The sequence below is a fragment of the Pseudomonas sp. TE36184 genome, assembly GCF_054060055.1.
This window is the reverse complement of the sequence record NZ_JBSSCU010000001.1, coordinates 2451706-2466634: the sequence shown is the minus strand read 5'-3', so window position 1 is coordinate 2466634 and position 14929 is coordinate 2451706. Positions and strand designations below refer to the sequence as shown.

At 61.6% G+C, this 14929-nt stretch carries 14 protein-coding genes; 5 read left to right on the top strand and 9 right to left on the bottom strand.

Annotated features, from left to right (window positions below):
• Nucleotides 1–27 precede the first annotated feature (27 nt).
• Nucleotides 28–1839, bottom strand: coding sequence for a di-heme-cytochrome C peroxidase (locus ACVWZP_RS10720; RefSeq protein WP_457369727.1), 1812 nt, complete (start codon nt 1837–1839; stop codon nt 28–30).
• A 247-nt stretch (nt 1840–2086) separates the two neighbouring features.
• On the opposite strand from ACVWZP_RS10720, the gene ACVWZP_RS10715 reads away from it, so the two are divergent.
• The 4 genes from ACVWZP_RS10715 to ACVWZP_RS10700 all read left to right on the top strand — a co-directional run bounded on the left by ACVWZP_RS10715 (nt 2087) and on the right by ACVWZP_RS10700 (nt 4405).
• Nucleotides 2087–2818, top strand: a complete 732-nt coding sequence (locus tag ACVWZP_RS10715; RefSeq protein ID WP_017846882.1) for an FKBP-type peptidyl-prolyl cis-trans isomerase — start codon at nt 2087–2089, stop codon at nt 2816–2818.
• A 315-nt stretch (nt 2819–3133) separates the two neighbouring features.
• Nucleotides 3134–3592, top strand: a complete 459-nt coding sequence (locus ACVWZP_RS10710; protein ID WP_457369726.1) for a YkvA family protein — start codon at nt 3134–3136, stop codon at nt 3590–3592.
• A gap of 106 nt (nt 3593–3698) precedes the next feature.
• On the top strand, nt 3699–4037 hold the full coding sequence (locus ACVWZP_RS10705; RefSeq protein ID WP_046385332.1) for a helix-turn-helix domain-containing protein: 339 nt from the start codon (nt 3699–3701) through the stop codon (nt 4035–4037).
• A complete protein-coding gene (locus ACVWZP_RS10700) occupies nt 4034–4405 on the top strand; it encodes a hypothetical protein (protein WP_017846885.1) in 372 nt (123 codons plus the stop codon). Before ACVWZP_RS10705 ends, ACVWZP_RS10700 begins: the two co-directional genes overlap by 4 nt.
• Here ACVWZP_RS10700 and ACVWZP_RS10695 read toward each other — a convergent pair.
• Entirely contained in the window at nt 4402–6171 is a 1770-nt protein-coding gene (locus ACVWZP_RS10695) for a bifunctional diguanylate cyclase/phosphodiesterase (protein ID WP_057005839.1), read from the bottom strand. The two genes, ACVWZP_RS10700 and ACVWZP_RS10695, sit on opposite strands and share 4 nt — an antisense overlap.
• Before the next feature lie 118 nt (nt 6172–6289).
• Nucleotides 6290–8371, bottom strand: a complete 2082-nt coding sequence (locus tag ACVWZP_RS10690) for a carboxy terminal-processing peptidase (RefSeq protein WP_169850794.1) — start codon at nt 8369–8371, stop codon at nt 6290–6292.
• A 138-nt stretch (nt 8372–8509) separates the two neighbouring features.
• Here ACVWZP_RS10690 and ACVWZP_RS10685 point away from each other — a divergent pair, with 138 nt between their 5' ends.
• Nucleotides 8510–9472, top strand: coding sequence for a zinc-binding dehydrogenase (locus ACVWZP_RS10685; RefSeq protein WP_026140008.1), 963 nt, complete (start codon nt 8510–8512; stop codon nt 9470–9472).
• 67 nt (nt 9473–9539) lie between these two features.
• On the opposite strand, the gene ACVWZP_RS10680 is transcribed toward ACVWZP_RS10685, so the two are convergent.
• The 6 genes from ACVWZP_RS10680 to ACVWZP_RS10655 all read right to left on the bottom strand — a co-directional run bounded on the left by ACVWZP_RS10680 (nt 9540) and on the right by ACVWZP_RS10655 (nt 14827).
• Entirely contained in the window at nt 9540–10193 is a 654-nt protein-coding gene (locus tag ACVWZP_RS10680; RefSeq protein WP_017846889.1) for an HAD family hydrolase, read from the bottom strand.
• A gap of 31 nt (nt 10194–10224) precedes the next feature.
• The gene (locus ACVWZP_RS10675) at nt 10225–11214 is read right to left on the bottom strand and encodes an ABC transporter ATP-binding protein (RefSeq protein WP_057005837.1); all 990 of its coding nucleotides are present in this window, start codon (nt 11212–11214) and stop codon (nt 10225–10227) included.
• A complete protein-coding gene (locus tag ACVWZP_RS10670) occupies nt 11211–12011 on the bottom strand; it encodes an ABC transporter permease (RefSeq protein ID WP_017846891.1) in 801 nt (266 codons plus the stop codon). The genes ACVWZP_RS10675 and ACVWZP_RS10670 overlap by 4 nt, the downstream gene beginning before the upstream one ends.
• Nucleotides 11998–12834: an ABC transporter permease gene (locus ACVWZP_RS10665; RefSeq protein ID WP_164887057.1), complete on the bottom strand. Its 837-nt coding sequence runs from the start codon at nt 12832–12834 to the stop codon at nt 11998–12000. The genes ACVWZP_RS10670 and ACVWZP_RS10665 overlap by 14 nt, the downstream gene beginning before the upstream one ends.
• A gap of 5 nt (nt 12835–12839) precedes the next feature.
• Complete coding sequence (locus ACVWZP_RS10660; RefSeq protein WP_057005836.1) at nt 12840–13646, bottom strand: alkaline phosphatase family protein; 807 nt, start codon at nt 13644–13646, stop codon at nt 12840–12842.
• Nucleotides 13647–13759: 113 nt separating this feature from the next.
• Nucleotides 13760–14827: an ABC transporter substrate-binding protein gene (locus ACVWZP_RS10655; RefSeq protein WP_046384141.1), complete on the bottom strand. Its 1068-nt coding sequence runs from the start codon at nt 14825–14827 to the stop codon at nt 13760–13762.
• Nucleotides 14828–14929 lie beyond the last annotated feature (102 nt).

Sequence of the window (14929 nt, the reverse complement as noted above, 5' to 3'; positions counted from 1 at the left end):
ACGGTTGCTGGTTGTGCGAGTGGATAATCATGGCAGTTGTTGCTCCAGCGGGCCGCCGAGGACTTTGAGGTATTCGAGCAGCGCCCAGCGTTCCTGGGGCAGCAGGCCGCGGCCGATGACCCCGTTGCCACGCTGGCCGGCACGGAATTCATGGCCGCTGTTGTGGTTGCCGGTGATGCGCGTATCGAACAGGAAGGCATTTTTGAACGCGTCGGTCTGAAAGCCCAGGTGGCGCGGGTCGTAGTCGAAGGTGCCTTTATAGAAGGTGGTGGCGCGCTCGTCCTGGGGCGAGAGCAACTGGTAGATCGTCGGCACCGAGCCGTTGTGCAAGAACGGCGGGGTGGCCCACACGCCGGCCAGCGGCCGCGCTTTGTAGGCGCGCAATTCGCGCACGCCGATGGGCAGGCCGTAACCGTCCAGGCGTGGGCGCTCGGCCGGGGTAACGCCGGCGGCGCGGTAGGCGTGGTCCTCAACGAAGGCGGTGACGTAGGCCAGGCCCTTGGCCACGGAGATTTTTTTCAGGTCCAGCGGTTCGGTGGGCGTGGGGTGCAACTCGACGTTCAGTTGGGCCAGCTCCGCCGGGTCCCATTTCAAGGCGCTGAGGTCATAGCGCTGGTCGGCAATGTTGTTGGCGGCGCCAGGGTCGGTGCCGATGGCGTCCACCGGGAGCATCTTCAGTTGCTGTACCGGGCGGCCATTTTGCTGGGTGACGGCCGGCACATGGCAGCCGGCGCAGTTTTCGGCGAACAGTGCGCGGCCCTGGGCGGCGAGGGGCTTGTCGATGGCGCCGAACAGGTCTTCCGGCCAGGTCGGCGGCTTGAGGCGCTGCAGGGTTTCTTCGATCAGGTTCAGGTCGCGCACCCGCACGCTCGACGGGTAGCGCGCGTAGCCCTGAAGCGGTTGGCCGGCGTTGTCGAAGAAGCCCAGGGTGGCTCCCACGCCGAGGGCTTCGCCGATATTGCGCGCCATCGGTTGTTGCGCTGAACCGTTCCACTGCACCCAGTCGAACGTCCAGATATCCCACAGCTGCGGGTAGTCCACAGGCGCGTTGGCAACGCGGTAATTGTCCGGCGAAATCGCGTCGCCGAAGCTGGCGTTGGCGATGCGGCCGAAGGCATCGGTGCGCCCCGGGCCTTCTTCGGTGGGGTAGAGGCCGCGATGGGTGTCGTTCCAGGCGACTTTGAGGAACTGGTTCAGCGACTGTTTGAAGTCCTGGCGCAGCAGTTGTTCATTGTGAGTGTCGTAATCGTGGCCAAGCACCTTGCGGGCGAAGCGCTCGAATTTCCAGGGGTTGTAATACGTCGCGGCAAGGCTGGCCACCAGGGCCTGGCCGAAACTGCCGCCGCGCAAGGTCGGCACGCTGGACGGCAGCACGTGCTGGGCCGAACCGCCGTCGATGCGCAGGGCCTGGCCGTTGAAATGCAGTTCGCCGGTGTGGCAGGCGGCGCAGGTGATGTCCAGGTATTCGGTATTGTTGCCGGCATTCTTGTGTCGAGCGAAGCCGACCGGCAGGTTGCCGGGGTTTTGTGTGCTGGGCACTTGCTTGGGGTCGACCAGGAAGCCGAAGCGTGCCAGGTACTCCGGGGCGGCGAAGCGCTGTTCGGAAAACGGCAGTTCCAGCGCGGTGAACCAGTCGTAATGCAGGCCTTTTACCTGGGTGCCCTGGGGCGTGAAGTAATAGGTCTGGCGGTCGGCGGCACTCCATTGGTCCTGGTAGCGTACCTGTTCCACGGGCACGTAGTCCGGCAGCCTGGGGTTGACGGTGTAATAGAGCACCACCGCCAGGATCAGGCCCAGCAGGGCGAGAATCAGCAATAAAACACGGGAAAAAATGCGCAAGATAACTATCCTTGTCGAGTGATTGCGTTGTTATGCCACTACGCCACAGGTGCGGCAAGTGGCCATGGTCCTGCTGACAGGCAGTCCCGCGATCCGTCGCGGGCGCCCATCATGAATGAAAATGCGTTTAAACACGTGAACTTATCAGAAGTTTCCTGCTCAGATGCCGGTAGCCATTGGTCGTGGCCGCCTGATAAGCTCGCGACTTTATTCGATTGCCCTTTTGGCGCATGAACAAGGAAATAGCATGAAACAGCATCGGTTGGCGGCGGCGGTGGCCCTGGTTAGCCTGGTACTTGCGGGTTGTGATTCGCAGACCAGCGTAGAGCTGAAAACCCCGGCGCAGAAAGCTTCCTACGGTATCGGCCTGAACATGGGCAAAAGCCTTGCCCAAGAAGGCATGGATGACCTGGATTCCAAAGCGGTAGCCCAGGGCATTGAAGATGCCGTCGGCAAGAAAGAGCAGAAGCTGAAAGACGACGAACTGGTTGAAGCGTTTGCCGCACTGCAAAAGCGTGCAGAAGAACGCATGGCCAAAATGAGCGAAGAGTCGGCAGCCGCCGGCAAGAAATTCCTCGAAGACAACGCCAAGAAAGACGGTGTAGTCACCACGGCTTCCGGCCTGCAGTACAAGATCACCAAGAAAGCCGACGGCCCTCAGCCTAAGCCGACCGACGTAGTGACTGTTCACTACACCGGCAAGCTCACCAACGGCACCACCTTTGACAGCTCCGTGGATCGCGGCAGCCCGATTGACCTGCCGGTCAGCGGCGTGATTCCGGGTTGGGTCGAAGGCCTGCAACTGATGCACGTCGGCGAGAAGGTCGAGTTGTACATCCCGTCCGACCTGGCTTACGGTGCCCAGAGCCCGAGCCCGGCGATTCCGGCCAACTCCGTGCTGGTATTCGACCTGGAACTGCTGGGTATCAAGGACCCGGCCAAGGCTGAAGCTCCTGACGCACCAGCCGCCAAGAAGTAATCGGCGCCTGAACACCCAACGCCCCGTCTCGACGGGGCGTTGTTGTTTCTGCCGCACGCTTGCACACTCAAGCCTGTGCAAACCCAAACGAACGTCCGCAAGGTGCGGCAGTCTGATCAAGACTCGAGTGCAGGTAGCCGGACGCAAGCGCCAAGTCAATGAATTCTTGGGTTTTTTTGATGTGCGCAAAAAACGCCCGATCTGACTGAAAGCCTTGTAAACCGTGGCTCTCAGCGGTGAAAACCGGCTCTGTTCACAAGGTTATCCACAATTTGTGTGGATAACCTTCTCTGTCCCATGGAACTGGAGTGCCGAATGAAACCACCCTTCAATTTCGCCCGTTTTCTGCCCATGGCCGCGCGCTTGCTGGGGCGTGGGCGCTTGCCGACGCTGTTGTTCGCCGTGGCGGCCAAGGGCGCAAGCCAGGGCAACCGCCTCGGTAAGCTCAAGGATGACCTCAAGTTGCTCCAGGCCCTGTGCCTGGCCTACTGGCGGGGCGAGTACCGCGCGATCAGCCCGAAGGCGCTGGTGTCGGTCGTCGCAGGACTGATGTATTTCCTCAGTCCGATCGATGCGATACCGGACTTTATTCCCATGTTCGGCATGCTCGACGACATCGCCGTGCTGGCCTGGGTCATGAAGAGCCTGAGCGCCGAACTGAGCGCCTTTCGCGCCTGGCGTGAGGCGCAGCGTCCGGAAAAGCTCGCCGTGGTTGAGCGCCTGCCTGCGACGCCCGCGCTGCTGGCCCAGGAAAACCGGCAAAAAAACCCATGATACGGCGATCCCCCTGCGACCTTTGTGGCTGTTAGGATTACACTCCTTAGGAAAGCGCTTAAGGAAAGTGCTTACTTAGTAAGTGTTGTTATCCTACGGGGCTGTCATGGATATTCAGATAATTTCACGGGATGGCGAACCCGAATATGCGGTGTTGCCATGGGATCAGTACCAGGCGCTGCTAAAAGCCGCCGGTCAGCAGCAACCCGCACCAGCACCGTCTTCTACTGCCCACGCCGCGCCAGCCCAGGACCTGCACCCGCTTGCAGACCTGCGCGGCTTGCGCGAAGCCAAGGGCCTGGCTATTGAAGCCCTGGCCCGTACCGTGGGGATCAGCCCCTCGTACCTCGGATTGATCGAAAGTGGTGAACGCCAGCCGGATGCCGCGATCCGCCGCAGTCTGGCCTGGGAATTGGGCGTGGCAGGTTGGAGGGATGAATCTTGAGCCTACGTATCAGCCGTCAACACTGGGATGGGTTACTCCACGAACTGGACCAGGCGCGCCGCCAGCGCCACTTGCTGACTTACCGTGCGCTGCTGGAGCGCCTGCAATTTCCCACGCCGGCGATGCAGACCCTCACCGCCGCCCTGGAACATCTGGCGGCGCTGGATGCCAAGGCCGAGCAGCCATTGCGCAGTTCCCTGGTGATCAGCCAGGGTGCCAGCCGCCTGCCGCGTACCGGTTTTTTTGAATGCGTGGAGCGCCTGGGGCGTTTTTGCGGGCCTTCCGATGGCGTGGCCGCCGCGTCCTGGCACGCTTCGGAGGTGGTGCGCGTGTTCGAATACGAGTACCCGGAATCCGCCGAGGCTTAAACCGGCAGGGGCAGCATGTCCAGGCTGTCGATCACGTGGATGCTGTAACCGGCGATGTCCTTGGCATGGTGTTTAGCCTGGGACGCCAGCTCCGCCAACTGACTGGCATCGAGTTGTCCACAGGCCTGTGGATACAAATGCACCACGCCGATGGACAGCGACAACAGAGCATATTCCTGGCGCACACCCTGGCGGTTCAAGGCCACAAAGCAGCCGGCGTCCAGATGTTCGGCGCGATAGAAGCGTCGGCATTGGGTGTGGAAATCGTCCAGCAGTTGATTGAGCCGTTTGCGCCAATCCTGCGGCCCGAGCACCAGCAAGAAGTCATCGCCGCCGATATGCCCGACAAAGTCGCGGCTGGGGTCGACCCGGTCATTCAGGCATTGCGCCAGGCACAGCAGCACTTCATCGCCACGCCCGTAGCCATAGATGTCATTGAACGGCTTGAAGCTGTCGATATCCACGTAGCAAATCACCGACTCGCGTTGCTGCTGCAACAGTCGCGTCAGGCACTGCTGGATCGGCACGTTGCCCGGTAGCAGGGTCAACGGGTTGGCGTAGCGCGCCTGCTGGATCTTCAGCTCGGTGATCAGCTTGAGCACATCGATCACCCGGCCCAGGCCGAGGTAGTCGCCGTTCAGCGTGATGATGAAGTCTTCCTCGATGCGTTGGCGGGCGCGGCTGGTCAGCAGCCGGCTGACCTGTTGCAGGGACTGGCTCAATTCCACCGCGAGAAAATCATCGCTCATCAGGCGGCTGATCGGCTTGCGCGCGAACAGGTCGGTGGCGAACGGTTTGAGCAGGGCGTCGGACAACGAATGGCGATGCACAATCCCGACCGGCCGGTCGCGCCCATCCAGCACCGCCAGGGAGTTGAGGTTGGCCTGGCGGCGGAAGGACTCCAGCACCTGGGCGGTGGCGGTGTCCTGATTCACTGCCGGCTGCTCGTTGAGCAGGGCGCTGAGGTCACTGCCTTCTTCGCTGAGGGCAATGTTGGCGTTATCGGGTTTGGGTAGCATCAGGCGCGCTTCCTGCGGCGGGTGTTCTTGGGGACGACAGAGCAAATAACCCTGGACCAGGTCGACCCCCATCTCGGTCAGCACCGCCAGCTCTTCCGGCAGCTCGATGCCTTCGGCAATCACCTGGGCGCGCGACGCCCGGGCGATCTGCAGGATAGAGCCGACAAATTCGCGCTTGAGCGCGTCCTGGTGGATGCCGTCGATAAAGTGCCGATCGATCTTCACGTAATCCGGACGCAGTTCCGACCACAGGCGCAGGCTGGAATACCCCGCGCCCAAGTCGTCGAGCGCGATGGCGAAACCCATGTCGCGGTAGTGATGCAGGGCGGTTTGCAGCAGGTCGAAATCGTCGGTGGGCGACTGCTCGGTGAGTTCGATCACCACTTGGCTGGGGGGGATGCCGAAGTCCCGCAGCAGTTGCAGGGTGCGGCCCGGTTGGTGCGCGGTTTCCATCAGGGATTCCGGCGAGATATTGAGAAACAGCTTGCCCGGCAACTTCTGCTCGCTGAAGCGTCGGCATGCGCTTTCGCGGCAGGCTATTTCCAGTTCGCTGAGGCGCCCGGCATGGCCGGCCACGGCAAACAGGGCGACCGGGGAGTGCAGCGGGCTGTTGGACGGGCCACGGCTGAGGGCTTCGTAGCCGAGGATACGCCGCTCGGACAGACAGATGATCGGTTGGAACAGGCTGTGCAAACTGCCTTGAGCCAGGATAGAGCCCAATGCATTCAGCTGTTCGGTCATGGTCATGGCGATCTCGATCGAAAAAAAAGGACCGCAGGCGGTGAGCCGACGGTCCTTTATTTCACGACAGAATGATGTCTATATGATGACACTCTGCGGAGCGATCACATTAAATAGCCATCATTTACTGCTTGGCCACCTGTTTGGTCACTTTCAGGTAGTCCAGCAGAATCCGGCCTGTCTCGGCCAGGTAGGCGTCGTCTTCCGGCTTGGTTTTATCCGCCTCGGCCGGCAGCGCGTCTTCATCTTCTTTCTTCAGTTCCTTGAGTGGGTCTTCGCCCTTGGCCTTGCGGCGGACGTTCTCCAGCACCAGTTGCTGATTCTCGATGTCGGCGTGCTGCTTGCGACGATCCACTTCATTGAGGCTGACGGATTTTTCTTCCATCAGCTTCTTGGCCAGGGCCAGCTTGTCGCGGATGAACACGAACTCGGCATCCTTGGCGGAGCGGGTGTCGTGGTCAGCCTTCAACTGCGCCAGGAATGGCTTGAACGGGTCCGACGCGGGCTTGATCGCAGGACGGATGGTGTCCCACGGCATGGCCTCGGGCAGGGCGCTCTCGCCGATTTCCTTGGTGTCGATGATCGACGGGAAGTCGATGTCCGGCAGCACGCCCTGATGCTGGGTGCTCTGCCCGGAAACCCGGTAGAACTTGGCCAGGGTCAGTTTCAGCTCGCCATGGTTCAGCGGCTGGATGGTCTGCACGGTGCCTTTGCCGAAGGTCTGGCCGCCGATGATCAAGGCGCGGTGATAGTCCTGCATGGCGCCGGCGAAAATCTCCGAGGCCGAGGCCGACAGGCGGTTGACCAGCAACGCCATCGGGCCTTTGTAGAAGGCGCCCGGGTTCTCGTCTTCGAGCACGTCGACACGGCCGTCAGCGTTGCGCACCAACACGGTCGGACCCTTGTCGATAAACAGGCTGGTCAGCTCGGTGGCTTCCTGCAGGGAGCCGCCGCCGTTGTTGCGCAGGTCGATGACCACGCCGTCGACTTTTTCTTTCTGCAGCTCGGTCAGGATCTTCTTAACGTCGCGCGTGGTGCTCTTGTAGTCCGGATCGCCGGCCCGGAAGGCCTTGAAGTCCAGGTAGAAGGCCGGGATTTCAATCACGCCCAGCTTGTAGTCCTTGCCATCCTGCTTGAGGTTGAGGACTTTCTTCTGCACGGCCTGGTCTTCGAGTTTCACCGCTTCACGGGTGATGGACACGATCTTGCTGGTCTGGTCGTTCGGCGCATTGGTGTGCGGAATCACTTCCAGGCGCACCACGCTGCCTTTCGGCCCACGGATCAGCTTGACCACTTCGTCCAGGCGCCAGCCGACCACATCGACCATCTCTTTGTCGGCCTGGGCCACGCCGATGATCTTGTCGGCAGGGGCGACCTGCTTGGTCTTGTCTGCCGGACCGGCCGGTACCAGACGCACGATTTTCACCTGGTCATTGTCGCTTTGCAGGACGGCACCGATGCCTTCCAGCGACAGACTCATGTTGATATCGAAATTTTCCGCGTTATCCGGCGACAGATAATTGGTGTGCGGATCGTAGGACATCGCGAAGGTGTTGATGTAGGCCTGGAAGATATCTTCGGCACGGGTCTGGTCCAGACGTGCCAGCTGATTCTTGTAGCGCTTGGTCAACAGCTCTTGAATGGCCTTCGGCTCTTTGCCGGCGATCTTCAGGCGCAGCACTTCGTCCTTGACGCGTTTGCGCCACAGGTCATCCAGGGCGGCGGTGCTGGTCAGCCAAGGGGCGTCCTTGCGATCCACCAGAAGGCTTTCCTTCTCGGTGAAGTCGAACTTGTCGATGCCTTTGTCCAATTCACCCAGGGCGAAGTCCAGACGCGCTTTGACGCGGTCCAGGTAACGCTTGTAGATGGTGAACCCGGGCTGCAGGTCGCCGCTCTTGAGGAAGTCGTCGAACTGGGTCTTCCACTTGTCGAACTCAGCGATGTCGCTGGCCAGGAAGTAGCTGCGCGACGGGTCCAGCAGCTTGAGGTAGCTGTCATAGATGATCACCGAGCGAGCGTCGTCCAGCGGCGGCTTGCTGTAGTGATGACGCTTGAGCAACTCGACGACGTTAAGGCTGGCAATCACCTCATCGCGATCAGGCTGAAGATTGTCCCAGCTGTTGGCTGCGAACGTATTGGTCGACATCGACGACAAGCCGAGACCAATGAAAAGAGCTAGGGCGGTGCTGGGGAACAAATGCTTCATGCTGATTCGACGCGGGGGCAATTGATAACGCATATTAGGCCGTCTTTGAAGTCGCCGGTTCCATTTGGGCCGGTCGCATAATGCAAAAAGCCCGGCGATACAGCTACGGGCTCAGTCCAGACTCACTATGGAGGCACTGTGAAAGCATTGCAAGGCGTTGAAGGTCATGTGGAGTGGTTGGAAGAGCCAAGTCCTACATGCGATGTAGGTCAGGTTCGCATTCGGGTGGCGGCTGCGGGCCTCAATCGTGCCGATTTATTGCAGCGTGCGGGGCTGTATCCGCCGCCGCCGGGCGTCAGCAAGGTGTTGGGCCTGGAGTGTTCCGGGGTGATCAGCGAGGTCGGCGCGGGTTCGTCCTGGCAGGTCGGCGACCGCGTCTGCGCGCTGCTGGCCGGCGGCGGCATGGCCGAGGAAGTGGTGGTGGACGCCCGTCACGTGCTGCCGGTGCCGGAAGGCCTGTCGTTGATCGAAGCGGCGGCATTGCCCGAGGTGTATAGCACCGCGTGGTTGAACCTGTTCCAACTGGCGGGCGTCAAGCCCGGCGAGAAGGTGTTGCTGCATGCCGGCGCCAGTGGCGTGGGTTCGGCGGCGATCCAGTTGTGCAAGGCATTCGGCAGCCCGTGCTGGGTCAGTGTCGGCTCGGCGGATCGGTTGGCCTACTGTGAAGCCCTCGGCGCCCAGGGCGGCGTGGTCCGCACGGACGGTATCGAAGGGCTGCGGGATTTCGGGCCGTTTGACGTCATCCTCGACCCGGTCGGCGCCAGCTACGCGGCGCTGGACCTCAAGTTGCTGGCCCTGGACGGTCGTTGGGTGCTGATCGGCCTGATGGGCGGGCGCGAGGCGCAACTGGACCTGGCGCAGGTGCTGGGCAAGCGAGTGCAACTGCTGGGCTCGACCCTGCGCAGCCGTGACGATCAGTTCAAGGCCGACCTGTTCAGTGACCTGAGCCAGCATGTCTGGCCGTTGTTTGCCGAAGGCCGCTTGAGCCCGCAACTGGCCAAGACCTTCCCGATCAACGATGCCGAGGCGGCGTTTGCGGAGCTGGCGACCAACCAGATTTCCGGCAAGTTGGTGTTGGTGATCGACGACAGCCTGACCTGATCCCGAATTGGAATGTGGTCAATGTGGGAGGGGGCTTGCCCCCTCCCACATTTGGATCTTGGTCGAATCAGGCCCAGCGGTGGACCGGCCAGCCGGCTTTTTCGGCGTGCTCGCGCAATACCGGGTCGGGGTTCACCACCTGCGGGTTATCCACCTTCAGCAGCAGCGGCAGATCATTGCGCGAATCCGAATAGAAGTACGCGCCTTCCAGGGTTTCTCCTTCCTGCTCCAGCCATTCGAGCAAACGGGTGATCTTGCCTTCGCGGTAGGTCAGGACGCCGACAGTACGGCCGCTGTACACGCCGTGGCTGACATCCAGCTCGATCCCCAACACTTCGTCGATGCCGATACGCGCCGCAATCGGCGTGACCAAGTGGGTGCCCGACGCGGAAATCACCAGCACCCGGTCGCCGTTCGCGCGGTGGCGGGCGATGGTGCGGGTGGCGTCGCTGTAGATCAGCGGTTCGATCACGTCCTCGACCCAGGGCTCCACCAGGTGCTCGATCTCCTCCGGCGTGCGGCCGATCATCGGCTCCAGGCTGAAGTCCATGAACTCTTCCATGGCCAGCTTGCCCTGGCTGTAGGCGTCCATCAGTTCGTTGTTCTTGCGCATGAACGACTCGGGGTCGACCCAGGCCAGGCGGCCCATCTGCTCACTCCACAGGGTGGCGCAGTCGCCGTGGATCAGGGTGTCGTCCAAATCAAAAATTACCAATGCCATCCGTCACACTCTCTTAAAAAATCACTGCTGCTCAGGCTACTTCACACAGTGCGCTCGGGTCGATGGAAAGTGCCAGGCGCTGGCCGTCGGGGTGCAGATCGTCCGCCGAGCGGTTGAGCACGTCCACCACCAATTCCACGCCGCGCGCTTCGATACGGTAGCGAATCACGTTGCCCAGCAGGCTGTGGCTGCGCACCAGGGCGTCGAGTTCGCCGCTGCGGCTCAGTTCGATGGCTTCCGGGCGAATCGCGATGCGCCCGCTGATCGGCCGTTGCAGCAGTTGGCTGGCCTTGTCCGCGTCGAGCAGGTTGTAGTTGCCGATAAACCCGGCGGCAAACACATCCACCGGCGCGGTGTAGAGGGTTTCGGCATCGCCGCTTTGCACGATCTTGCCCTGGTTCATCAGGAAGATCCGGTCGGACATGGTCAGCGCTTCTTCCTGGTCATGGGTCACGAAAATCGTGGTCAGGCCCAATTCGCGCTGGATCTGGCGGATCTGCTCGCGCAGGTGCTTGCGGATGCGTGCATCCAGCGCCGACAGCGGTTCATCCAGCAGCAACAGGCGCGGGCGGGTCACCAGGGAGCGGGCGAGGGCCACGCGCTGGCACTGACCGCCGGACATCTGGTGCGGGTAGCGCCCGGCCAGCTCCTTGAGCTCCACCAGTTGCAGCACGTCCTGCACGCGTTTGTGGCTGTCGTCGGCGTTGACCTTTTGCATGCGCAGGCCGAAGGCGACGTTTTGTTCCACGGTCATGTTGGGGAACAGCGCATAGCTCTGGAACACCATGCCGATCTGCCGTTTCTGCGGGCTCAAGGGCACGATGTCGTGGCCGTCGAGGAGGATCTGGCCACTGTCGACCGAGGTCAGGCCGGCGATGCAGCGCAGCAAGGTGGACTTGCCGCAGCCGGACGGGCCGAGCAGGGTGACGAATTCGCCCTTGGCGATCTCGCAGTTGATGTCACTGAACACCGGGGTGCCGGCGTAGCCTTTTTGCAGGTGTTGGACGCTGACGAAGCTCATTGGCTTTTGTCCTTGTTCAAGATGTTGGCGGCCCAGGTCAGCACCAGCACAAAGAAGAAATAGGAAATGACCACGGCACTGGTGAAGTGGCCGCTGCTGTTGCGCATGTTGTTCAGGTACACCTGCAGGGTTTCGTAGCGCGTGCCGACGAGGATATTGGCGAACACGAACTCACCGAACAGGAACGAAAACGACAGCAGCAACGCCACCATCAGGCCCTTGCGCAGGTTGGGCAGCACCACCAGGATCGCTGCCTGCCAGGTGCTGGCGCCGAGCAGTTGCGCGGCGTCCATCAGGTCGCGCAGGTTGATGGCTTGCAGGTTGTTGGTGATCGCGCGGTACATGAACGGCAGCGCCACGGTGAAGTAGCAGCCGATCAGAATCCACGGCGTCCCCACCATCGCCAGCGGCCCGGAGCCATAGAGTTGCAGCAGGCCCACCGACGACACCACCGGCGGCACCGCGAACGGCAGCAGGATCAGGATGTTCATCAACGCGTCGAGCCTGGGGAAGTGGTAATGCACCACGAACAGCAGCGGCAGGATCAGCACCACCGACAAAATCAACGCGCCCACGCACACCAGCAGGGACTGGCCGAAAGCCATCAGAAAGCGCGGGTCGCTCCACAGTTGCACGTACCACTTCACGGTAAAGCCGGCCGGCAAGATCGTCGCCGACCAGCTGCTGGCAATGGAGTAGACAAAGGTGCCGATCAGCGGCAGCACCAGGATCGCGAACAACAGGTACACCACCACCCGGTGGTAGAGAGAGGCCGGGCCGGCTTCAGCGCGAGACATGGTAGCTCCTCTTGAGCAGCAATTGATGGACCACGGTGACCACGGTCATCAGCGCCACCAGCACCACGGCCAGGGCGCTGGCCATGTTCGGGTCCAGGGAGATGTCGCCGGACACCATCGCCGCGATCCGGATCGGCAATACGTTGAAATTGCCGGTGGTCAGCGCGTAGACCGTGGCGTAGGCGCCGAGGGCGTTGGCCAGCAGGATCACGAAGGTGCCGAGCAGCGCGGGGGTCAGCACCGGCAGGCCGATGTGGCGCCAGAACTGCCAGCCGTTGGCACCCAGCAGGGCGGCGGACTCGCGCCAGTCTTCGCGCAACGCATCGAAGGCCGGGTAGAGCAGCAGCACGCCCAGCGGGATCTGGAAGTAGGTGTAGAGAATGATCAGGCCGGTCTTGGAGTACAGGTTGAAGTCCTGAATGATCCCGGCCTGCTTGAGCATGATGGTGATGCTGCCGTTGAAACCGAGCAGGATGATGAAGGCAAAGGCCAGGGGCACGCCGGCGAAGTTGCTGGTCATGTTGGCGAAGGCTGTGACGAAGTTGCGCAGCGGCGAGTCCACGCGGCGCAACGAGTAGCTGCCGAGCACCGAAATGATGATGCCGAACACGCTGGAGTAGAAGCTGATCTCCAGGCTGTACTGGATCGCCTGCAGGTAGAACTTCGAACTGAAGATTTTGCTGAAGTTGGCCAGGCCCCAGCCGAACTCTTCCGATTGCAGGCTGTTGATCATCACCCACGCCAGCGGGGCAATTTCAAACACGATGAAGAACAGCGCGAAGGGCATCAGGCAGAGGATCGCCAGCCATTTGCTGCGGGTCATGGCACTCACTTCAACAGCTCCCGGCAGACAGGTTTGTCGTGGGGCACGCCCAGCAACGCGCAGACGGTGCCGCACAGCTCGGTTTGCCTGGGCGTGGCGTCGGGATCGAAGGTGAAGGCCGAGCCGATCACGAACAGCGGCACTTCGCGTTCTTCCGGCAGCAGGCCGTTGTGGGAGCGGTCGTTGTTCATGCCGTGGTCGGCGGTCACCAGCACCTGATAGCCGGCGTCGAGCCAGCCTTGCAGGTAGTCGGCCAGGAGGATGTCGGCCGAGCGTGCGCTGTTGCGGTATTGCGCGCTGTCGAGGCCGTGCTTGTGGCCGGCGTCGTCGATGTTCATCGGGTGGACGACCAGCAGGTTCGGCGCGTGTCTGCAGCGCAGGCTTTCGGCGTCGGCGAACAGGTGCGAATCCGGGTAGTGGTCCTGCCAGTAGAAGTGCCCGTGCTGGATCGCCAGGGTCTTGTCGTCGGTATGCCGGTCACGGGCGGCGATAAAGGGCGTGCGGTTATACAACTCGCTGACCCAGTGATAGGCCGCCGCGGCGGTGGTGAGACCGGCGTCGCGGGCGTAATGGAACAGGCTGCGCTGGTTGGACAGGCGCGACACATGGTTGTGGGTGATGCCGCTGTCGATCGGCGGCACGCCGGTGAAGATGCATTCGTAGAGCGGCCGGGAGAGTGACGGCAGTTCACATTCGAGTTTGTAGAGGGCTGCGCGTCCTGCGCCGACGTAGGCTTGCAGATGCCCCATGGCATGACGGGCAACCTCGAAGTTCAGGCCGTCGAGCACCACAAGGATGACGTTGTGCTTCATAGGGGGAGACGCTCCGCAACAGATGGGTTTGGATCGGGTTTGCGGTTGGGACCGGAACAAATGTGGGAGCAGGCAAGCCTGCTCCCACACTGACCGCATCTACAGCTCAGGCATTACTGCATATTGATGATGACTTCTTCCTGCCACTTCTGCGGCAGTGCCTTGGAGCTCTTCTCCCAGGCGGCGGCATCCTTGATCGGGGTGACGTGCTTGTATTGCTCGTTCGGCAGCAGCTTGTCCTGCACTTCCTTCGGCAACGTCAGGTGTTCGGCGCGAATCGGCCGCGCATTGCCCTTGGCCAGGTTGATCTGGCCGGCGTCGCTGAAGATGTATTCGCGGGCCAGTTTGGCGGCGTTCGGGTGCTTGGCGTATTTATTGATGATGGTGGTGTAGCCGGAAATCACCGAACCGTCCGATGGGATCAGCACCACGTAGTCATCCGGGTTGGCCATCTTGGCTCTGTAGCTCAAACCGTTGAAATCCCAGACTACGCCGACTTCCACTTCGCCCTTTTCCATGGTGGCGATGGTCGGGTTGGCGAGGGACAGGCGACCTTGCTTGGCGATGTCGGCGAACATCAGCAGGGCCGGCTGCAGGTTTTTCTCGTCGCCCTTGTTGGCGATGGCGGCGGCCAGCACACCGTTGGCGGCTTGGGCGGCGGTGCTCACGTCACCGATGGAGACCTTGTATTTGCCGCTCTTCAAGTCAGCCCAGCTGGTTGGTACGTCCGAGCCGTGCAGCAGCTTTTTGTTGACGATAAAGGCGATGGTGCCGGTGTAGGCCAGCGCCCAGTTGCCGTCTTTATCTTTCGCCCAATCCGGGACCTGGGCCCAGGTGCTTGGTTTGTAAGGCTGGACCACGCCCTGTTTCACCGCGATCGGGCCGAAGGCCGCGCCGACGTCGCCGATATCGGCACTGGCGTTGTCTTTCTCGGCGGCGAACTTGGCGATTTCCTGGGCCGAGCTCATGTCGGTGTCGATGTGCTTGAGGCCGTAGGTCTTGGCCAGGTCATCCCAGGTGCCTTTCCAGTTGGCCCAGTCATCGGGCATGCCGACGCTGTTGACGGCGCCTTCCGCTTTTGCGGCGGCTTCGAGCGTTTTTAGATCGGTATCAGCGGCCATGGCGGCGGTGCACATGGCAATGGTCGAGCCTAACAGTGATGCCAGGAAAAGCTGTTTCATCCGAAGCTCCTTTGGGCGTTTTCAACGCGGCGTTTTATATGAACGTTAGCGGTGGTGTTGGTCTAGGTCAGCAATACCTGAGCCAATCTAGGCGGGATGGAT